A 19,101-nucleotide genomic window follows, 5' to 3' on the forward strand; every position below is an offset into this window, starting at 1 on the left:
ATTTGTATTTTCAAATGGAGGCTTTCAAACATTTTATGCAGACTATGAAAGCTTGTCTATTCTGAACATTGCTTTCGCATAATAATTTCCAAGTGGGTATTTTTGGATATATGCTTTGTAAGCTTCTAATGTATCTTCATTTTCAGTGTCTTCCCAGTCTTGAATTTCCTTAAGCATAGAGTCATTCTTTAATTGATGAATACGCTCTTTAGCTTCTGCCCAATATTTCTTCTCAAGAGTAGAGTTTAGATAATTGAAATATGCACTAAGAGTATCTGTTGATTGTGCAGTTTTCCAAATGTCTTCTTCATCAACTTTCGGTAGAGCTTCAGGTTTAGCTTTCAATGTGCTTAAGATCGAAGATTCGTTTTCTTTAGCTGGAGCTTTTTCTTCTACTACTACTTCAGGTTCTGTTTTTTCTTCGACAATTTCTTGAACTACTTCAGCTTTTTGCTCTACAGTTACTTCTTGAGTCTCAGTTGATGAAACTGTAGGAGTGCTTGGTTCTCCACTTTTCAGTTCACTGATTCTTGCATAAGCATCTGCAATATGATCAGATTCTTCTGTGAAAGATAAGTATGTTTTGTAAGAAGCTATCGTATCATCTTCAGTAGCTTTTTGCCATAATTCACTTTCAGAAAGACCAACCATTTCATCATTTTCAATCAAGCCAACAGTGATTTGGTTTTCTTCGTCTTCAATTACAGCTGATTCTACTATATTTTCTATCGTAGCTTCATTATTTTGATTAGGCTCTTCTTCAACAATAGTAGAATTGTCTTCAACTGTTTCTACTTCGTTTAAAGGAGCTTCTGTTTCCTCTTTTACTACTACTTCAGTGTTTTCCTCTGTAAATACAGGCGTATTATCACTCTGTAAGTCATCAAGGTTTAATTTGTTAATCATATAATAAGCATCAGCTAAGTGCAAAGATGCTTTTGTATGGTTAACATATGCCATGTATGATTCTATCGTTCCTTCTTGTTCCGCAAAATTCCATAGAGAAGCTTCATCCAATTGTTGTAGTTCTTCACTACTATTAGGTTTTACAACTACAATACGTTGTTCTTCTTTCGGAATTTCTTTACGTTTTGTTGCTTTTGGCTCAACAACTATAACTTTTTTCTCAGGTTTCTGAGCGTTTTCTTCTTCTGAAATCTCTTCCTCTTTTTGAGGTATTTCAGCAGTTTCTACTTCATTTTCTGTTTCAACGTTGTCTTCAGAAACTTGTAAAGGAGTAGCGTTTATTTCACCTAAAATATCTTCGATGTCATCTGTTCTAAGCTTCAAAAGTAAATCTACAGGGATTCCAGAAGAGTCTTCCTGTGGAATAGGAGCAGGCTTTTTAGGTGCTTGTTTGCTTTTCTCTATTTCATGTATTTCAGCAATTCGTTTATTGGCTTTTTCTACATGAATACCATTCGGGAAAATACCCAAATAAAGTTGATAGGCTGAAAGGTCATTCATGATAGCCACTCTTCTCCAAAGTTCGTGGTCAATTTTAGAGTTGAATTCTCTTTCGATATCAGACTTTAATTCGTCTTTTATTTCTGAAACAAGAGAGTCTTTAGACGAAGTTTGACGCAACTCATTCTCATATTGCGCTTTGATTTCTTCCTCTACTTTTTCCCTTATATTAACTTCCTGCTTAATGAAACGGTCACATTCTTCTTTTCTTCTTACTAATTGAAGACTGTGTTTCAACTGCAAAGCTTTATCGTAGAGTAGGTGAGCTTTGTGAAAATCATTATTGAAATAAGCTTGGTCTGCTTCATCATTGAAGTTTGAAAACTTAATTTCTTTTTCACATAGTTCTACTTTTGAACGTACAGTATCAGTGTTTTCAATGCGTTCTAATTCTAAATATGCATTTTTAGCATCTTCAAAATTACCTGTATTGAATTCTAAATCACCAATTTTAGTAAGCACATTCTTAACCCCTCCAGTTGCATAACTACTCGGGAATAAAGCCGTAGCCTCTTTAAAATATGTTTTGCTGCTATGTAAATCTTCAACTCTTAACGCATCATCTGCATTTTGTATCAATTCAATAAACTGAATCTTCTTAAGGTTATCCGGATCAGAGTAAAGCTCTTGCGCCATCTGATAAAAAGGAAGTGCAGCTTGATAAGATTCTGATTCAAAGTACAAATCAGCTTCTCTTTTATTTCTAAGATACTTCTGGTACCTAGTATTTGGAATAAACGGATAGTCAGATTCAGTTTCTCCGAAGCTAAAAGGAGTAAGCTCATTATAACTTTTAAGGTGATTAATTAACAAATCTGCAGTATCTAAAAACGATAGATATTCCTTAGGTTTTAGGTCTCCTTTAGATAATACTTTAGAGAAATCAGAAGTGAATGATGAACCAGAAGATGTATTTGAACAAAGGAATAGTTTGCGTTTTCCTTCCGTGTTGTAAAACTTAAATCTATCTTCTAAAACTGAGTGGATATCTTCGTCTGAGTGGTAAGAATGGTATGATACATCAAAGATAAAGTAAAGTTGCTTTGCTGTACTTTCCTCTAAAACCTCAATGATATTTTCTAAAGATAGAGCATTTATGTGAGCTTGAGCTACTGTCGATTTAGGGCCAGCAAGGAATAATTTATTCTTTCTAACAATTAAATCTCCACTATAGTAGAAGAGAAAAGCATCACCACAATTCCCAGATAAATCGGCTAATTTTTCTAGAAGTTTGGTATTATCAGCTTCATCAGAAACGGTTAATAATTTTTCTTGAGGTAACCCCAAAATATATGCATCAGCAAGTAGAGCCTTAAGGCTTTCTACATTATTTTTAGCTTCTAAATTTTCCGTAAACGCACTTTCTTTCTTGTAGTCTGAAGTGCTTATTAGAAGCGCTCCCAAATTCTCAGCCTTTAACGTAAATGACATATATCCTTAGTTTTAGTTTTTCCCCACTCAAAGGGATTCATCACACTTATGCTAGTAATTATAAAAGTAACGAAAGATGCAAAAATTTATTCTTATAATCATTATAAAAATACAGTTTTTGAATCGCATCATTCAGTTATTGGTAAAGTTGTTAACTGTTTAATAGTCTTTCTTTTTCAATAAGACTTTTAACCTCTGAAAGAGTTTCTCTAATAATCTGATGTCCTCCGTTGTAATACAGATTTGAGTATCTGTCTTCTCCAAAAGTACTCTTTAGGTAGTCTATTAATTTTTCATCTCTTTTATCTTTAAAGAATGGGTCAATTTTCCCAATGACAGAAAGTATTTTGGCATTAGTTTTCAAGAAGGAAAAATCATATTCCTCCATTTCATGAGGCGTATTTCCGCCCCATAATATGAGATTGTCAAAAGGTATTTTTTCTGCAAATGCCCATCGACTGACTGTAGTTGCCCCTTGTGAAAAGCCAAGAAGGTTTATAGAAATATTACGCTTTTGTATTTCCTTTAAAGAAGAAATAGACCTTAACATTGAATTTAGATACGAGTGGATATTTTCTATATCTCTCAACCGATTTTCTTTAGTCATCCAAGAACTACCCACATTTTTGTATTCTTGGTCTAAATAGAATTGAGATAGAGCTTCTGGAAAAAGAATTAGATCTTCCTCGGACTTAATTGCATCAAACCTTCTTGAGAAGTATTTGACTAATTGACCATATCCATGACAAACTACCCAGATTCTTTTTGTTTGATGATTGAATTCTCCTAGCTGAAAAAATGAAGTAGAGTAGGAGATGTGGATGTCATTTTTTTTTAATCCGTTCATGGCTCTTAGGTTTTAGATGTTCAGAATTAGACCATCGAATGCAATAAATACATTATCGGGTAGGCTTTTTTGTACATCGATATGCTTTCCCATTTGATGACTGATGTGAGTTAGGTATGCTTTTTTAGGTGACAGTTCTTCAATCACTTCCAATGCTTCTTCTAATGTGAAATGCGAATGGTGTTTTTTATGATGAAGTGCATTTATTATAAGTACATCAAGATTCCTTAATTTCTCTTTTTGATCATCTGCAATGAAATTAGCATCTGTTATGTATGCCATATTTTCAATTTTGAAGCCCATGATAGGGAGTTTCCCATGCATAACCTCAATGGGTTGAATGAGCTGATCTTTGAAATAAAAATCACGATCTTTTTCAATGGACTCTAGAATAATAGAAGGAACTCCTGGGTACTTTTTCTCTTGAAAAATATAACCATATGCTTTTTTAAGTTCAGCTTTTACTCTTTCAGTGGCATATACAGGGATATCTTTTAATCCTTGAGCAAAAAAGTAAGCTCTTATGTCGTCTAGACCTGCGGTATGATCTTTATGTTCGTGAGTAAATAAAATGGTATCTAATTTCGCGATTTTTGCTCTAAGTGCTTGTTGTCTGAAGTCAGGACCCGCATCAATAAATATACTATGACCATTTACAGAAATATGAATAGCTGTTCTTAATCGTTTATCTCTGAAATCAACGGATTTACAAACTGGACATTCACATGTAATGACAGGAACACCTTGTGAAGTGCCTGTACCCAAAAAGTTAATTTGCATAAATTCTAGACTTGATGATCTTCTTCTTTTAGGCTCTCTAAAGTTGACTGTTGTTTATTCAGCTCTTTAATTTCTTTATAGAGTTCTAATACCTTTTCACTGAATAAACTTTCGTCCATGTCTGTTGTTTTGACGATCTCAACTAAAGAGTTTACTTTTCCTTCAAGAGGGTAATATTTATTGATAATGGCAATTTTAGTATTTTTCAAGACACAAAAACCAGACTTGAAATTCCCCTTCTCATATCTAAGCACATAATCAGACTCTGCAAATAAGTCTTCTAGTTTATTTAAGAAATGCTTTGTGTATTTAATCATCTACTTCCTGATTTTGTATTTTACCAATATAACATTCCATTTTTTATATTGAATTGTCTTTTGGGAATTATTTAACTGAAAAAATCCGAGAAAATGATAAATAAAAAAGCCAAGTACTTCAGCTGAAGTACTTGGCTTTTTAAAGGCTTAAGACCATTTAGTCAATGATCTTGAAAATTCTATTCCATCTAATTCTTCCTAATGGACTTTCAGAAGCATCAGGATTCATAGACCACCATACAAATAATGCTTTTCCTACAATATGATCTTCTGGTACAAATCCCCAGAATCGAGAATCCAGAGAATTATGTCTGTTATCTCCCATCATAAAGTAATAGTTTTGCTTAAATGTATAAGAACGAACTTCTTCACCATCTATGAAAAGTTTTCCGGCTTTAACTTCTACATTATCATTATACTCGAAGTTTTGAATCACTTTTCTATATAGTGTAATATTCTTCTCATTCATTGGGATAGTCATGCCTTCTTGAGGAACAACTAAAGGACCAAAGTTATCTACTTGCCACAAATAAGTAGAGTCTTTTGTATAAGCATCTTGATATGATCTGTGATTATCAAGGTCAACTTCTACAGACTTCACAAAGTTGTATTTCTTTAAATCTTGAGCCTGAGCTTGAGTAAGAGGAAGTCTATAAATAGATTCATCTCCTTTTCTCATTGGGCTAAGCGAGTAGTTGGTGTAATGATCAGATGTATAGTCGTAAATGTTATGATCTTTAAAGAATTTACGGCTGATACCCTGCTTTTTAGTCGTTACCTTGTAGTAGTATTCGCTGTCTTCAGGTGCATCTACAGCAGTATGATTTACATATAATTGCTGATCTCTGATCTTTAGCGTATCACCACCAACAGCTACACAACGTTTGATGTAGTTTGTTTTCAAGTCAGTAGGGTATTGCATTTCCTCAGGGAAGTTGAATACAACAACATCATTTCTTTTTACTTCAGAAAAACCAGGCAGTCTGAACATCGGAAGTTGGATAGCATCAGAGTAAGTTTTGATGTTTCCTAAAGATTGATGCGTTAGAGGGACTTGAAGAGGTGTTTGTGGCGTACGAGGGCCGTAGTGTAATTTACTTACAAAAAGATAATCACCTACCAACAATGATTTTTCCATTGATGGCGTAGGTATCATGTAAGCTTCCATAAAGAACCATCTAATTAGTGTTGCTGCAACTACAGCAAAAAGGAATGCGTCTACCCATTCCCTGATAATTCCTTTTTTCTTTTTTTGTTCTTTCTCCTTTTTAAATAAGCCCATATTTTTTACCATAATTGGTCAGTTCGGATCGGATTTTATTAAAATGATACTTAGATTTTTAACATGTCGTCCATGCTCAAAATCCCTTGACGATCTTTCGCCCATTCAGCGGCTACTACTGCTCCTAAAGCAAAAGACGTACGCGTATGAGCCGTGTGTTTGATCTCTATTTCGTCAAGCTCTGAAGTATATCTTATAGTATGAGTACCTGGTACATGAGGTTCTCTTAATGCTTTGATTCCAACAGCCTCATTTTTCCTCTCTTCACCCTCTAAATACCAATCATTAATATTGTCATATTTTTCTATGATACCTTCTGCAAGCGTGATCGCAGTACCACTAGGCTCGTCTAGTTTTTCAGTATGGTGAATTTCTTCCATGCTCACACCGTAGTCGTTAAACGGTTTCATGAGCTCTGCTAATTGTTTATTTAGCTGAAAGAATAGGTTAACACCAAGGCTGAAATTAGACGCATAGAAAAAAGCACCATTTTTATCTGCGCATAGTTTTTCGATTTCATCTCTTCTATCTAGCCAACCAGTAGTTCCACTTACTATTTTAATTCCTTGTTTAAGACAGCTAGAAATATTATTGAATGCAGAAGATGGTTGTGTAAACTCAATAGCAATGTCTACTTTATCACCGTCAAAATCTTCAATTTTAGTATCAGTATTTCTATCGACGATGCCAACAACATTATGTCCTCTTTCAATTAGTATTTTTTCGATGGTTTGTCCCATCTTTCCGTATCCAACGATTAAAACATTCATAGTATCTGAAAATAAGTCAATTTGATCTTGTCTTGAAACTGATGTACGTTATTTACATCAATTAGTTGTTTAAACTAAAAGCTATTTTGAAACCAGGAGCGAATTGATCAGGACCACCAACTTCAATTAAAGTAGGTTGAATTCGGGCTGATAAATCTTCGCTTAGGTCAAAATTCTTGAAGTGAGCATCTACAGCTGCATCTCCAACTACAATTCCATACCACACTACTGTAAGTATGACAAAGAAATCTCGGTCTCTTCTGAATCGATCACGGTTTCTCCTAAAGGCATCAGCAGAAACACCGGCAAAACGATCATCGATAAGTTCATCGTTTGTAGGGTCATTATCTGTAAGATATGCCAAGTTTGTCTTTGACTCTAGGTAATGTACATGATTCCAGCCGATTAAGTAACCAAATATAGCTGAGCCTGCCCATGCTACGGGTACTTTCCAATAGCTTTTGTTGTAGATTTGTCCTGCTCCAGGTATAACAGCAGAGAGAAGTGCTGCTTTACTTGGACTTCTTAGTGCGTATGATTGAGGTTTTACTTCTTTAATTTTAGCTTTCTTTTTTAGCTGTAACAAAGAATCCTCAACAGCAGAGGCATACTTTTCAGCATCTTGAGTTGTGATTTCAAACCCCTGAGCAAAACAGTCCATCGATTGCACTCCTGTCAGAAGCACAATAAGAATTGGAAGCGCTCTCCATTGCCCTAATTTTCCAAAAAATGATCTCACAAGTACTGATTTAATCTTAGTTTTAGCAGAATTCGCTTTAAAAATGAAACTCAAAAGCATAAACAACAACTATTTAAAATTATTTATGCTTTTGAGTACATACTCATTTCTAAAAAATAGACAATTATAGATCGTCGTTATTCTTGAGGATGTCAAGAATTCTGTTTAGATCATGGATTGATGTAAACGGAATTCGAATTTCTCCTTTATCTTCTCCACTGCTTTTGACATTCACTCGTGTTCCAAAGTGTGAAGAAAGGTCTGATTGTAATTTATTAAATTCTTGACTCAATGGTTTCGGAGCAGGTTTCTTGTTAGAAAGCGGCTCTTTACCTTGAATGATATCTCTAACAAGATTCTCGACTTTTCTTACCGATAAGTTTTCATCAAGAATCTTCTGATAAATCGCTAATTGTAATTCAATATTTTCAATGTTAATCAATGCCTTAGCATGCCCCATTGAGATTTTACTGTACTCAACTCCCTTTTGTATTTCTGGAGGAAGCTTCAACAGTCTTAAGTAATTGGTAACTGTAGACCTTTTTTTACCAACTCTTCCTCCCAATTCGTCTTGTTTAAGATCGCATTCAGAAATAAGACGTTGATATGAAATTGCGATTTCAATTGGGTTTAAGTTTTCCCTTTGAATGTTCTCGATCAATGCCATTTCCAACATTTGTTGGTCATCAGCACTTCTTACATATGCAGGAATAGTCTCTAAGCCAGAAAGCTTAGACGCCTGCCATCTGCGTTCTCCAGAAATAAGTTGATAAGAACCTTCGCTTAATTTACGAACAGTGATTGGCTGTATAACACCTTGAACTCTGATAGAATCAGCTAATTCTCTTAAAGCCTCTTCCTCAAAGTGAGTTCTAGGTTGATAAGGGTTGGGCTCAATAGCAGAAACAGGAATTTCATCCATTTTTTCAACTACAGTTTCCTTCTGCACATTTTCTTGCCCAGAACTTGAGTTTTCTGGTCCATCACCTAAAATAGCCCCTAATCCTTTTCCTAAAGAAGAGCGTTTTTTCAACGTTTTCTTAGCCATATATTATTTTACGCCTTTTGCGATACTTTATTTTTGTCTAAAATTTCCTGAGCAAGGTTTAAGTAACTCACAGCTCCTTTACTAGTAGCGTCGTGAGCGATAACAGGTACGCCAAAACTTGGAGCCTCACTTAAACGGATATTTCGAGGAATGAGTACATCAAAAACGATGTTTTTGAAGTGTTGCTTTACTTCTTCTACTACTTGGTTAGACAGTCTTAAACGAACATCATACATAGTTAGAAGAATTCCTTCAAAATCAAGTTTTGGATTGAGTCTTTGTTGAATTCTTTCTATTGTAGCCAACAACTTTCCTAAACCTTCCAATGCATAATATTCACATTGTACAGGTATAATTACAGAGTCGGCAGCTGTAAGTGCGTTTACTGTGATTAGACCGAGTGAAGGAGAGCAGTCAATGATGATAAAGTCGTATTTATCACGAATTTTGTTCAGCTCTTTGCGCATTCTGAATTCGCGATCTTCAATGTCAATCATTTCAACTTCTGCACCAACTAAATCAATGTCAGAAGGAAGAATGTCCAAGTAATCATACTCAGAGGGTACTATAGCAGACTCAATGTCAGATTCACCAACCATACAATGATAGATGGTATTTCGTTCTTGTCTTGGGTCAAGTCCAAAACCTGAAGTACAGTTTGCCTGAGGATCGGCATCTACAACAAGGGTATTGTATTCAAGTGCAGCTAAACTGGCTGCTAAATTCACTGAAGTAGTTGTTTTTCCAACACCACCTTTTTGATTGGCAATTGCTATAATTTTACCCATCTTTTTTCACATTTAAATTTAAAACCGAGTAAGGTTTTAAACGAGTTCACTTTGGTTTAGGGATGAATTAAAAAAAGTAAAAAATATAGAATAATATTCTTTATGAGTATGAAATTTACCTTCTAATCCCTGCATAATAAGAAAACAAGGAAAACTTATTTCTTATTTATTACTTCCAAATCTCTGCACATGAACTAAATAGCTCATTCAACACGATTAGATTCAAATACTCTTCTACAAATATAATCTTTTAAAGGATAAATGCTATTGCTTGAAAGCATTGATGGACATGAAACCTGTATTTTTTATAAAAAAAATCCGACTGAATTTTCAGTCGGATTATATCTAAGCTGCAATTGTTTTTAAAACTTCATCTACAGGTCCAAAAGTTTTTCTATCAAGTAGCTTCCCTTTTTTAGTTTTGAGCGTGACCTCAGAAGGTGCTAACTTAATTTCAGCAGTAGACGATACTACTTTTTCAAAGAATTCTTTGGCTCCTTGTAAATCCCCTTTGTCAAAAGAATAAGTTTTCACATCTGTTTTTAAAGATTGCCCCGGAATTACAATATATAAAGTGAATTCTACTTCGTAGGCAGGTGAAAACTTAGCTTTCATACGCTTCAATGAAGCTTTGACATTATTCTTATGAGTTGTATAGGCTGAAGCTAAATTGTTTTTTAATTGACTTAAAGGATTTTTCATCTATCTATAAGTTTAGTCCGTCATTGTAGAAAAAAAAATCTCCTTCTCAAATATTGTACTAAAAATAGCTTAGCTATAATTTTTTTCTTCAAGTCACGTCTAATTCGCACAGCTTTCAACCCGTTAAAACCTTATTTAGCTCTTGTTTTCCACTTATTTACAGTTCCTTCAGTTTGATGTTGAGTTTCTATGTTTTTATTTTCTTCATTGAAGAGTAATCCTGCAATTCCAGAGGCGATAAATTCTTCATCATTTTCCATTGTCTGTTTTAGACTATCCTTGCTGTAGTATTTGCTGATGAAATTAGTATCAAAATTCCCTGTTCTAAATGCTTCATGGTTGATAGCAAAAGATGCAAATGGGAGTGTGGTTTTTACTCCTGCAATTATGTATTCATCGATTGATCTTAAAGCTTTATCAATTGCATTATCTCTATTATCAGCTCTTACAATTAATTTAGAAATCATTGGGTCATAATAAATAGATACATCATTTCCCTCTTGATAGCCATCGTCAACTCTAGTGCCGTACCCTTGTGGAATTTGATATGTGGACAAAGTTCCTGTGTCAGGCATAAACCCATTTTCAGAGTCTTCTGCATAAACCCTGATTTCTATAGCATGTCCATTTATTTTTAAGTCATCCTGTGTAAAACTCAAAGGATGTCCGTCAGATACTTTTATTTGTTCTTTAACTAGATCGACATCTGTAATTTCTTCAGTCACGGCATGTTCTACTTGAAGTCGGGTATTCATTTCTAGGAAGTAATAGTTCTTATTACTATCCATAATAAACTCTACCGTTCCTGCTCCAACATAATTACACGATTTTGCAACATCAACTGCACATTTGCCCATTTCAGCTCTTAATTTTTCATCAAGGAAAATAGATGGGGCTTCTTCAATTACTTTCTGATGTCTTCGTTGAATCGAACATTCTCTTTCGAAAAGGTGTACTACATTCCCATGCTTATCAGCTAGAATTTGAAATTCGATATGTTTTGGTGAAGTGATGTACTTTTCCACAAATACGGTTCCGTCACCAAAAGCGGCCTTAGCTTCACTTATAGCCCTTTCCAATTGTTCTTCAAATTCTTCCTCTGTTTCAACAATTCTCATTCCTTTTCCACCACCGCCAGCACTTGCTTTTATTAAAAGAGGGAAACCAATTTCATTGATTTTTGGTCGGATAACATCAAGGTCTTGTGTAGCCTCATCAATGCCAGGAACCAAAGGTATGTTGTAAGCTTTTACAGTGTTCTTAGCTTCAATCTTACTCCCCATGATTTGGATACTAGAAGCAGATGGCCCTATAAATATTATTCCAGCATCTTCTACTTTCTGAGCAAAATCAGCATTCTCAGATAGAAAACCATAGCCTGGGTGGATAGCATCTATATTTAGTTCTTTGGCAATATTTAGTATTTTTTGAATATCTAAGTATGATTCTGCAGCAGTATTACCACCCAAACAAACAGCTTCATCAGCTGCTAAAACATGTGGAGCTGTTCGGTCTACCTCACTGAAAACAGCTACTGATTTAATTCCTAATTCTTTGATTGAACGGATGATTCTCAGAGCTATTTCACCTCTATTGGCAATTAGTACTTTCTTAATATTCTTGATCATGTGTTTATTGTAGTTTTTGGTTTCGGTGTCTTCGAATATAAGTGTTGTAAGTACTATTTTAAAAATATTTATTCTATAAGTTCAATTTTTCTCATGCAATTCATAAATGATGAAGGGATCATTCCTTTCATTCCTTTGAATATATACGGCTTATCTTGAGGTGTTTTTATAATAATTGCTTGTGTGAGGTCTGTGAGAAGCTCTTTCTGAAGTTTTATTCCCGATATGAGGGTGTATGGTACTTCAAATGATGAAAGCTTTTGTTCTTTTGGGTTTACACCTATAAAAGCTAGACCAAATTGTCTCAGAAATAAGATACCCATTTGATCTGAGCCATTACCTTTATCAAAACCTGTCCATGCTGCAGAAATAATTTTATTTTCACTATGGTCTAGAGCATTGAAGCTTTCTTCCATTCTAAGAATTAGATTTTGTAAAGATCTAATGTCAAGAAAAGGGACTTCAAGTTCTTTGAGGAGTGAGTATAACCTAGAGGAGTTGATGTCTGACATTTGTAATATAAGATTTAGAATATTGTATTATTCAGACAAAAATAATGAAAGGACGCTAAAAATAGGTGTTAATAAAAAGTGTTTTGTATTATTCTAATAATCTTTTATAAATAAAAGAGTAATGTGAGGCCGATAAATTAAATAGGGAGAAAAAAAGTCTAAATTTATCTCACATAAGAAAACTTTTTCTTAGCTCAAATAACATACCAATTGCTAAATTTCGAAAGTATTACTATGAAGTTTCAAAAAACCATCTCACTGCTACTTTTAATCGTTGTTGTTTTTTGTCCTTTATTTCAATTGCACGCTCAAAGTTCTGAAGCTGAAGACTATTTTGTGAGAGCAGAGATTTTGATGAAAGAAAAAAAGTATTCGGAAGCCTTGATCACTTATAAAAGAGCTATTCAGGTTCTTCCGAATAATAGTAAGTATTTTTTCAAGAAGGGAGTCTGTCTTTATAAAATGAAAAGAGCTGACGAAGCTGTCGCTGAGATAGAAACTGCGATTAAATTAGATAAGACGAATATTGATGCATATTTGTTTTTGGCAAATTATTCATCAAAAAAAGGAGATGAGATTCTCGCGGTAGAATACCTTGATCAAGCTTTTATTCATGGGAAAGATATAGCATCAAGAGTAGGCTACAAAAAGAAAATTATTAAGAAGTTAATAAAAATTGACAAGTTTTATCTAGCAGGTAAGCATATCGATGAGGTAAAAGCTTTAGCTGCTACAGATACTGAAATATTATATTGGGATGCAAAGTATCACAATCAAATCAGTAAAGATCATAAGGCTGCAAAAGATATCTTGAAGAAAGCAATTCAAGTGGCTGACTCTAAGAATGATAATCTGAAGGAACATATTTATTATGAACTAGGCTATGCTCATCATCACTTAGAAGAATTTGATCATGCATCCACTGCTTTTGATAAAGTAAACCACCCAAAGTACCAATCAAAAATTAAAGAGTTTTCTCCTGAGTTTTTATACCAAGCAGCTTTAGGGTATTATCACGTCTTCGATTACGAGACTGCTGAAGCATTATTGAAAAAGGTGATATCAATAAAACCTTCATTTCTTCCATCTCATAAGTTGTTAGTGACTATCAAAGGGGCTGTGAGTTCTGATGAAGATGAACTGTTTGATACAAAAATGAGCTTGGCTAGTAATTCCTCTATGCCAATGAACCAGAAAATTTATACTGAAATCATAGAAGACCAGCTAGAAAGAGTAGATTTTCAAACAGCACTGGATCTAGTTGCTATGATGGAAAAAGAAAATATGGTTGATGTTGATATCAGATTTTTTAAAGCAAGAGCTTTGCATATGGCGGGTAGTCATGAGGAAGCTATTGAAATTTTGAAGCTTTTAAAAACATCTAAAATTGATATCAATACTAAATCAAGAAGTGTTTTACTCTTAGGAATGATTTATCATCAACAAGGAAAAAATGATGAAGCGAAAGCTGTTCTAAATATGCCAATGCCAGCGGCATTTAAGGCTGCTGCAAGAACTGAAATGTTAGAATTAGGTAACAAAGAAGTTCAAGCTTTGCATAAGAAAGCTACTAAAGGAAAAAATCAATAATCAACTAAACCAAAGTTTAGTTTGCCCCTAGAGTCAAGTTATTGAATCTAGGGGTATTTTTTTATTCTCCTTTGTATATTTTTACAACGGTCGTTTCCTTTGTTTTTTTATAACCTCTGAACATTCCTGGTGTATTGAATTCCATGACGATATTCCCATCTTTATCTAAACCAACTAATCCTCCTGTACCACCTATTTCAGTTAATTGATCTTGAATAGTATGTTCAGATGCTTCTTCTATCGATTTGTTTTGGTACTTCATTTGGTCTGAAACATCTTTAGCGACACCTAGTCTAATAAAGTATTCACCGTGTCCAGTACATGATATTCCGCAGGTGTTATTGTTAGCATATGTTCCAGCTCCAATTATCGGAGAATCTCCAACTCTTCCATATTTCTTGTTTGTCATGCCTCCTGTAGAAGTACCTGCCACAATATTCCCTGACTGATCTAAAGCAACAGCACCTACAGTACCATATTTGAAATTGTTATTGCCTTCATCATTACCCCTCTCAATATAACCTTGTGATTGCTCTAGTTCTTTGGCTTTCAATAATGATTTATGCCTTCTTTCAGTTATAAAGTAATTAGCTTCTACTAGCTCTAAATTTTGTTCTTCAGCAAAGGTATCAGCACCTTTTCCTGAGAGCATTACATGTTTTGAGTTATGCATTACTGCTTGAGCTGCAAGAATTGGGTTTTTTACTGTTTTAACACCAGCTACAGCACCTGCATTTAAGTTTTTTCCAAACATAATCGATGCATCTAATTCACATTCTTCATTATGAGTTAAGACTGCTCCTTTTCCAGCATTGAATAAAGGTGAGTTTTCTAAAATCATGATAGCTGAAATTACAGCCTCTTCACTAGTTCCACCATTTTCAAGTATTGAATATCCAGCATTCAAAGCTTCATCAAGTTTCTCTCGGTATGCCTTATCTTTTTCAGGAGTCATATTTTCTCTTTTAATGACACCAGCACCTCCATGTATCACAATTGCAATTTTTTTAGACTGTGCAAAAAGCGACAAGGAAGTCAAAAAAATGATGATAGTTAAGAGTAATTTCTTCATGTTTTTAGTTTCTAGTTATTGTAAAATACTCTTAATCTAAGAAAAAATATAAGTCGAAGCTATTAAACCTTAGTTCATCAGAGGGTTTGAATGGCTAATTTCCTTGAATCTAAATCAGCTAATTGACAAAGTGATCAATTACAACACTCCGTATATATTTGATTGTAGACTTGCTTTTTTTGAAAGATATTGTAAATATTTGTCAATATAAGATGAGTAAAAACATGGTTTTTATTTTGAGACAAGGTGTTCATATCATACTAAAAAGTACTTTGAGTATTGTACTATTAGTATCGCTTTTTCATAATAGTACGGTTAGTGCTCAGTCTAAATCTGATTGGGTTTTGAAAAAGGAGGGTGACGGCGTAAATATTTACAGAAGATACCTAGATTCATTGAAGGTATATGAATATAAAGGTGAGTTTGAAGTTAAGTCATCTTTAGAAAGAATTTTAAAGTTTTTAAAAGATGATGAATCAAACCTCTCTTGTCTAAACAGGGCGTTAAAATTTAGAGCCTTTGAAATAGATGAAACTCAACAATCATGGAAAACTTATACGCTTATTGATATTCCATGGCCTTTTAATGATAAGGAGCTTGTGACTAAGAATAATTTATATTTCACACCTTCTTTAGCATTAATCAGTATGACTTCTGTAGATAAAATTGAAGGAAATGAAAATAGAATCACTGGAGTAAAAGGGGAGTGGAGGATTGAGAAAAGTACAGGATCAGATTGGACTATTAGTTACCAAGTGTATACAAGTCAAAAAGGGGTATTGCCCGAATGGTTCCTTTCTCCTTTTATCGTAAGTCAGTATCATGAATTTTTAAAGTGCATTTCAAGTTTAATGTAGTACAATTATATAATTATGGAAAACCAATTTTTTAGTGAATTAAAGAGGTTAAAGTGGGGGGTATTATTTGCGACTTTAACAATTCTATACGGATTCGGTATGGGAGGCTTTTTCGGCGCGAATGAGAAAGCTATAAAGACACATTTAGCAGATGAAGGAAAAGCAGCTCTTGAAGTTCAATATAAAGGTGATGAAGCTGCTATGAATAAAGTTGTGTCAAAGTCATGGTCTTATTTTAAAAGATCACATTTACATGGTGGAGCAATTGGAGCAGCTTCTTTGGCTTTGATTTTATTATTAGGAGCAATGTACCGTAAGCCATTGTTAAGAACCGTTACTTCAATCGCTTTAGGATTTGGTGGTTTAGGTTATTCAGTATTCTGGATGTTAGCAGGTTTAACAGCTCCAGGTATAGGAGGGACTGGTGCTGCAAAAGATTCATTGGAATGGTTGGCTGTTCCTACTGCTTCTATGCTTTTGTTGGGGATTATCTCTGTAGTAGTATTAGTGGTGACAGAACTGTTTTTGACTTCTAGTGTAGTAGAGGAGAAATTGGAAGAGGTAGAAGCTTAAAACAAGAGTTTTTAAAAACATAAAGGCTGATTAAATCTACGTATTAAGATTTAATCAGCCTTTTTTTAGCTTTCTTCAACAGTAAAGTTTCCATCGCTGAAAGTACACCTTACACTACGATTGTCTACAGTTGTGTCTAAGACAATTGGATTTTTCCATAGTGTATGAATATGTTCAAGAGTTTTTCGAGTGTAATTCAATTCTAGTTCTCTTTCATCATATTCATGTTTCAGAATTAAGGTATTCTTTCTTGGATTTACTTCCTGAACTTTGATGATTGGTATCGAGTTTGATCCAATATTTTTCAGTAAAGTGTTTTTTACTTTATTCCAACCATCATCATCAGCTACTTCACTGATCGTAATTCTAGTACCTCTTTGCTGATATTCAAAAAGGTGTAATTCATCTGCCAGTTCTTGAGTTAAGAATCTTCTCAAGAATGAAATATCACGATCAACTGTTCTGACTTCAAAAATTTGAGGATCAATATCATATTTGATCTGATGACCATCGCTCCCTGCCAATTTAGTGAAAATCGTATATCCAACATGATATGGATTGAGTCCACCTACATGGGGTCTGATCACCTGATTATGTGATCTGATTAAATCCATATGCATATCTGCAGGTAGCTCTAATCGGTTTAGAATGGTGAAATGCCAAAAGCTAGCCCATCCTTCATTCATCACTTTTGTCTCCATCTGAGGTAGGAAATAAAGCGATTCTTTTTTAACCATATTCAGCAGATCTCTTTCCCAATCTTCTAAATACTTATTATTATCTGCAATAAAACCTAAAAGGTCTAGAACAGGGTCTGGCTCAAAATCATATTGTGTCCTAGAATCTTGAGGTTTTAAATGATCCCAAGGGTCTGGCTCTCTATTTAAGTTCTTATAGAAGTTGTTTTTTTGTTCTTGTACATCTAAACTTTTTATCAAAAGATTTCTATCTGTTTGATAACGTATAGAGTGGGCTGCATCTAGAATACGCTCTACTTTTTCTATCCCAATACTTGGTGTCTCTATGTAACTTCGGACTCTATTTGAGTGTAGTCTGAACATTTCAAGAGCAAGTTCAGGTCTAGTATGAGAAAAGTGTATATTATTTTTGAAAAAGTCATTATGACCATAGACATGAGCCATTGTTAAAACCTGCATAGCCAATGGATTGTCAATCATTAAGTATGCTAAGCAAGGGTTGGTGTTGATCACCATTTCATAAGCCAAACCAGACATACCCAATTTATACATGGTATGTTGCTTTTCGAAGGCTTTTCCGAAGCTCCAGTGCGGGTATCTAGTTGGCATACCTACATAGGATTGATACCCCAGCATGTCATGATAGTCACAAACTTCATACTCCTGAGGAAAGTAATCCAAGCCCATTTCTTTAGCGATATTCTCAATCCTATCGTTCCATACTTTTAAATCGCTTAGTGTCCAGTTACTCATGTGTTGGTTGTTTGAGTTCGTAATTAATCATCCAATACGCCGTTTTTGTCAAGGGTTAAAAATTTCTTCAATGCAGGCCAGATGTTTTCTTTCGATCTGATTTTAAGTGCAATGAAATTCTCCTCATTAATACGTTTGTATTCGTCAATCATACTAGACCACGAATAACTTGTATTGGGTTTTATTTCGCCATAACCAAATAGGTTACAGACTTGTGCTAGGGCAGTAGCAGCCTCAATTGCAGATTTGTTATCACTACTGAAGTTGTCTCCATCAGAGCAGTGGAATGCATAAATATTCCAGATAGCGGGATTATATCTTTGCTCAATAATTTCGATTGCTTTTTTGTAACCTGATGAAATCATTGTACCACCAGATTCTACTTTATGGAAGAAATCCTTCTCGTTTACTTCTTTTGCTTCTGTGTGGTGAGCAATGAAAACAATCTCAGTATTGCGATATCTATTTTTTAAGAAGGTGTACAACAGAAAGTAGAAACTTCTAGCAAGGTATTTTTTGATTTGGTCCATCGAAGCCGAAGTATCCATGATGCAAAAAACTACAGCATTAGAGTTTTCTTTGATATCAATGGTCAGTCTTCTGTAGACCAAGTCATTATTGTGAAACGGGAATGATTCATTTTCTTCGGGCTGTTGGGCTTTCATTCGTTTAATCCTGTTTATCATTGTTTTACGCTTTGATAAACGATTGCGGATTCCTTTTTTCTGATAGCCAAGTAGTTTGCGGAGTGTTTCAGCTTCAGTCTGGAAGAATTTTTTACGATCGAGGTCGGGAAGCTCAAGATCTTCAAACATCATGTTTACAGCTTCCTCTATGGTGATTTCAGTTTCGTAAATATCTTCTCCAGGAGAATTCCCAGCTTCACCAATTCCTTTTTGTCCGCCTTTCTGGCGGTTATCTTGAATTACTTGCCCTTTTTTTTCCTGTCCAGTTCCTTGTGCAGCCCCTTTCTCATTTTTTCCGAATACAAACTGGTATTCTTTTACTCCTTTTATAGGGACTTTAATTTTTTTATTTCGATTCTGTCCAATGATTGCTTCTTCGGCAATAATATCAGCAATGCCGTCTTTTATTTTTTTTCGAACGAGTTCTTTGTGTCTTTGTCTGTCAGAAGCGGATCTATCTCTTTTTTGGGTACTATAATCTCTGAAAATAGCCATTGTTTATGGGATTAAAAGGAAAGACAGTTGAACCTAAGAACTACTGCCTTTTCCCTGCTACTTATT

At 34.5% G+C, this 19,101-nt stretch carries 18 protein-coding genes; 3 read left to right on the forward strand and 15 right to left on the reverse strand.

Annotation, left to right across the window (positions count from 1 at the left end; all coding sequences use genetic code 11):
• Window positions 1–42 precede the first annotated feature (42 nt).
• The 12 genes from BC781_RS17910 to BC781_RS17965 all read right to left on the reverse strand — a co-directional run bounded on the left by BC781_RS17910 (window position 43) and on the right by BC781_RS17965 (window position 12,215).
• Window positions 43–2,898, reverse strand: a complete 2,856-nt coding sequence (locus tag BC781_RS17910) for a ring-infected erythrocyte surface antigen domain-containing protein (RefSeq protein ID WP_109620370.1) — start codon at window positions 2,896–2,898, stop codon at window positions 43–45.
• A gap of 151 nt (window positions 2,899–3,049) precedes the next feature.
• A complete protein-coding gene (locus tag BC781_RS17915; RefSeq protein ID WP_109620372.1) occupies window positions 3,050–3,745 on the reverse strand; it encodes an alpha/beta hydrolase in 696 nt (231 codons plus the stop codon).
• Between the two features lie 12 nt (window positions 3,746–3,757).
• The gene (locus BC781_RS17920; protein WP_109620374.1) at window positions 3,758–4,525 is read right to left on the reverse strand and encodes an MBL fold metallo-hydrolase; all 768 of its coding nucleotides are present in this window, start codon (window positions 4,523–4,525) and stop codon (window positions 3,758–3,760) included.
• Window positions 4,526–4,530: 5 nt separating this feature from the next.
• Window positions 4,531–4,842 carry a hypothetical protein gene (locus BC781_RS17925; RefSeq protein WP_109620376.1) on the reverse strand — a complete coding sequence of 104 codons (312 nt, stop codon included), beginning with the start codon at window positions 4,840–4,842 and terminating at the stop codon, window positions 4,531–4,533.
• 157 nt (window positions 4,843–4,999) lie between these two features.
• Window positions 5,000–6,136, reverse strand: coding sequence for a signal peptidase I (lepB, locus tag BC781_RS17930; RefSeq protein WP_245935634.1), 1,137 nt, complete (start codon window positions 6,134–6,136; stop codon window positions 5,000–5,002).
• A gap of 38 nt (window positions 6,137–6,174) precedes the next feature.
• On the reverse strand, window positions 6,175–6,894 hold the full coding sequence (gene dapB, locus BC781_RS17935; protein ID WP_109620378.1) for a 4-hydroxy-tetrahydrodipicolinate reductase: 720 nt from the start codon (window positions 6,892–6,894) through the stop codon (window positions 6,175–6,177).
• A 61-nt stretch (window positions 6,895–6,955) separates the two neighbouring features.
• Window positions 6,956–7,633 carry a DUF5683 domain-containing protein gene (locus tag BC781_RS17940; RefSeq protein ID WP_146201724.1) on the reverse strand — a complete coding sequence of 226 codons (678 nt, stop codon included), beginning with the start codon at window positions 7,631–7,633 and terminating at the stop codon, window positions 6,956–6,958.
• A 124-nt stretch (window positions 7,634–7,757) separates the two neighbouring features.
• Window positions 7,758–8,681 carry a ParB/RepB/Spo0J family partition protein gene (locus tag BC781_RS17945; protein ID WP_109620382.1) on the reverse strand — a complete coding sequence of 308 codons (924 nt, stop codon included), beginning with the start codon at window positions 8,679–8,681 and terminating at the stop codon, window positions 7,758–7,760.
• 8 nt (window positions 8,682–8,689) lie between these two features.
• Window positions 8,690–9,469, reverse strand: a complete 780-nt coding sequence (locus BC781_RS17950) for a ParA family protein (RefSeq protein ID WP_109620385.1) — start codon at window positions 9,467–9,469, stop codon at window positions 8,690–8,692.
• Between the two features lie 345 nt (window positions 9,470–9,814).
• The gene (locus tag BC781_RS17955) at window positions 9,815–10,171 is read right to left on the reverse strand and encodes a hypothetical protein (protein WP_109620387.1); all 357 of its coding nucleotides are present in this window, start codon (window positions 10,169–10,171) and stop codon (window positions 9,815–9,817) included.
• Window positions 10,172–10,302: 131 nt separating this feature from the next.
• On the reverse strand, window positions 10,303–11,796 hold the full coding sequence (locus tag BC781_RS17960; protein WP_109620810.1) for an acetyl-CoA carboxylase biotin carboxylase subunit: 1,494 nt from the start codon (window positions 11,794–11,796) through the stop codon (window positions 10,303–10,305).
• A gap of 71 nt (window positions 11,797–11,867) precedes the next feature.
• Window positions 11,868–12,215, reverse strand: coding sequence for a hypothetical protein (locus BC781_RS17965; protein ID WP_146201725.1), 348 nt, complete (start codon window positions 12,213–12,215; stop codon window positions 11,868–11,870).
• 330 nt (window positions 12,216–12,545) lie between these two features.
• Here BC781_RS17965 and BC781_RS17970 point away from each other — a divergent pair, with 330 nt between their 5' ends.
• Complete coding sequence (locus BC781_RS17970) at window positions 12,546–13,901, forward strand: tetratricopeptide repeat protein (protein ID WP_109620391.1); 1,356 nt, start codon at window positions 12,546–12,548, stop codon at window positions 13,899–13,901.
• 61 nt (window positions 13,902–13,962) lie between these two features.
• On the opposite strand, the gene BC781_RS17975 is transcribed toward BC781_RS17970, so the two are convergent.
• Window positions 13,963–14,973: an isoaspartyl peptidase/L-asparaginase family protein gene (locus BC781_RS17975; RefSeq protein ID WP_109620393.1), complete on the reverse strand. Its 1,011-nt coding sequence runs from the start codon at window positions 14,971–14,973 to the stop codon at window positions 13,963–13,965.
• Between the two features lie 212 nt (window positions 14,974–15,185).
• Between BC781_RS17975 and BC781_RS17980 the strand changes: the two genes are divergently transcribed.
• Window positions 15,186–15,830 carry an SRPBCC family protein gene (locus BC781_RS17980; protein WP_211323875.1) on the forward strand — a complete coding sequence of 215 codons (645 nt, stop codon included), beginning with the start codon at window positions 15,186–15,188 and terminating at the stop codon, window positions 15,828–15,830.
• 15 nt (window positions 15,831–15,845) lie between these two features.
• Window positions 15,846–16,403, forward strand: coding sequence for a hypothetical protein (locus BC781_RS17985; RefSeq protein ID WP_109620397.1), 558 nt, complete (start codon window positions 15,846–15,848; stop codon window positions 16,401–16,403).
• Window positions 16,404–16,468: 65 nt separating this feature from the next.
• On the opposite strand, the gene BC781_RS17990 is transcribed toward BC781_RS17985, so the two are convergent.
• Both BC781_RS17990 and BC781_RS17995 read right to left on the reverse strand, forming a co-directional pair.
• Window positions 16,469–17,854: a SpoVR family protein gene (locus BC781_RS17990; protein ID WP_109620399.1), complete on the reverse strand. Its 1,386-nt coding sequence runs from the start codon at window positions 17,852–17,854 to the stop codon at window positions 16,469–16,471.
• 23 nt (window positions 17,855–17,877) lie between these two features.
• Window positions 17,878–19,035 (reverse strand): YeaH/YhbH family protein, encoded by a 1,158-nt coding sequence (locus tag BC781_RS17995; protein WP_109620401.1) that lies wholly within the window; start codon window positions 19,033–19,035, stop codon window positions 17,878–17,880.
• Window positions 19,036–19,101: the final 66 nt, after the last annotated feature.

The sequence above is a fragment of the Sediminitomix flava genome, from assembly GCF_003149185.1.
Taxonomy (GTDB): Bacteria; Bacteroidota; Bacteroidia; order Cytophagales; family Flammeovirgaceae; genus Sediminitomix; species Sediminitomix flava.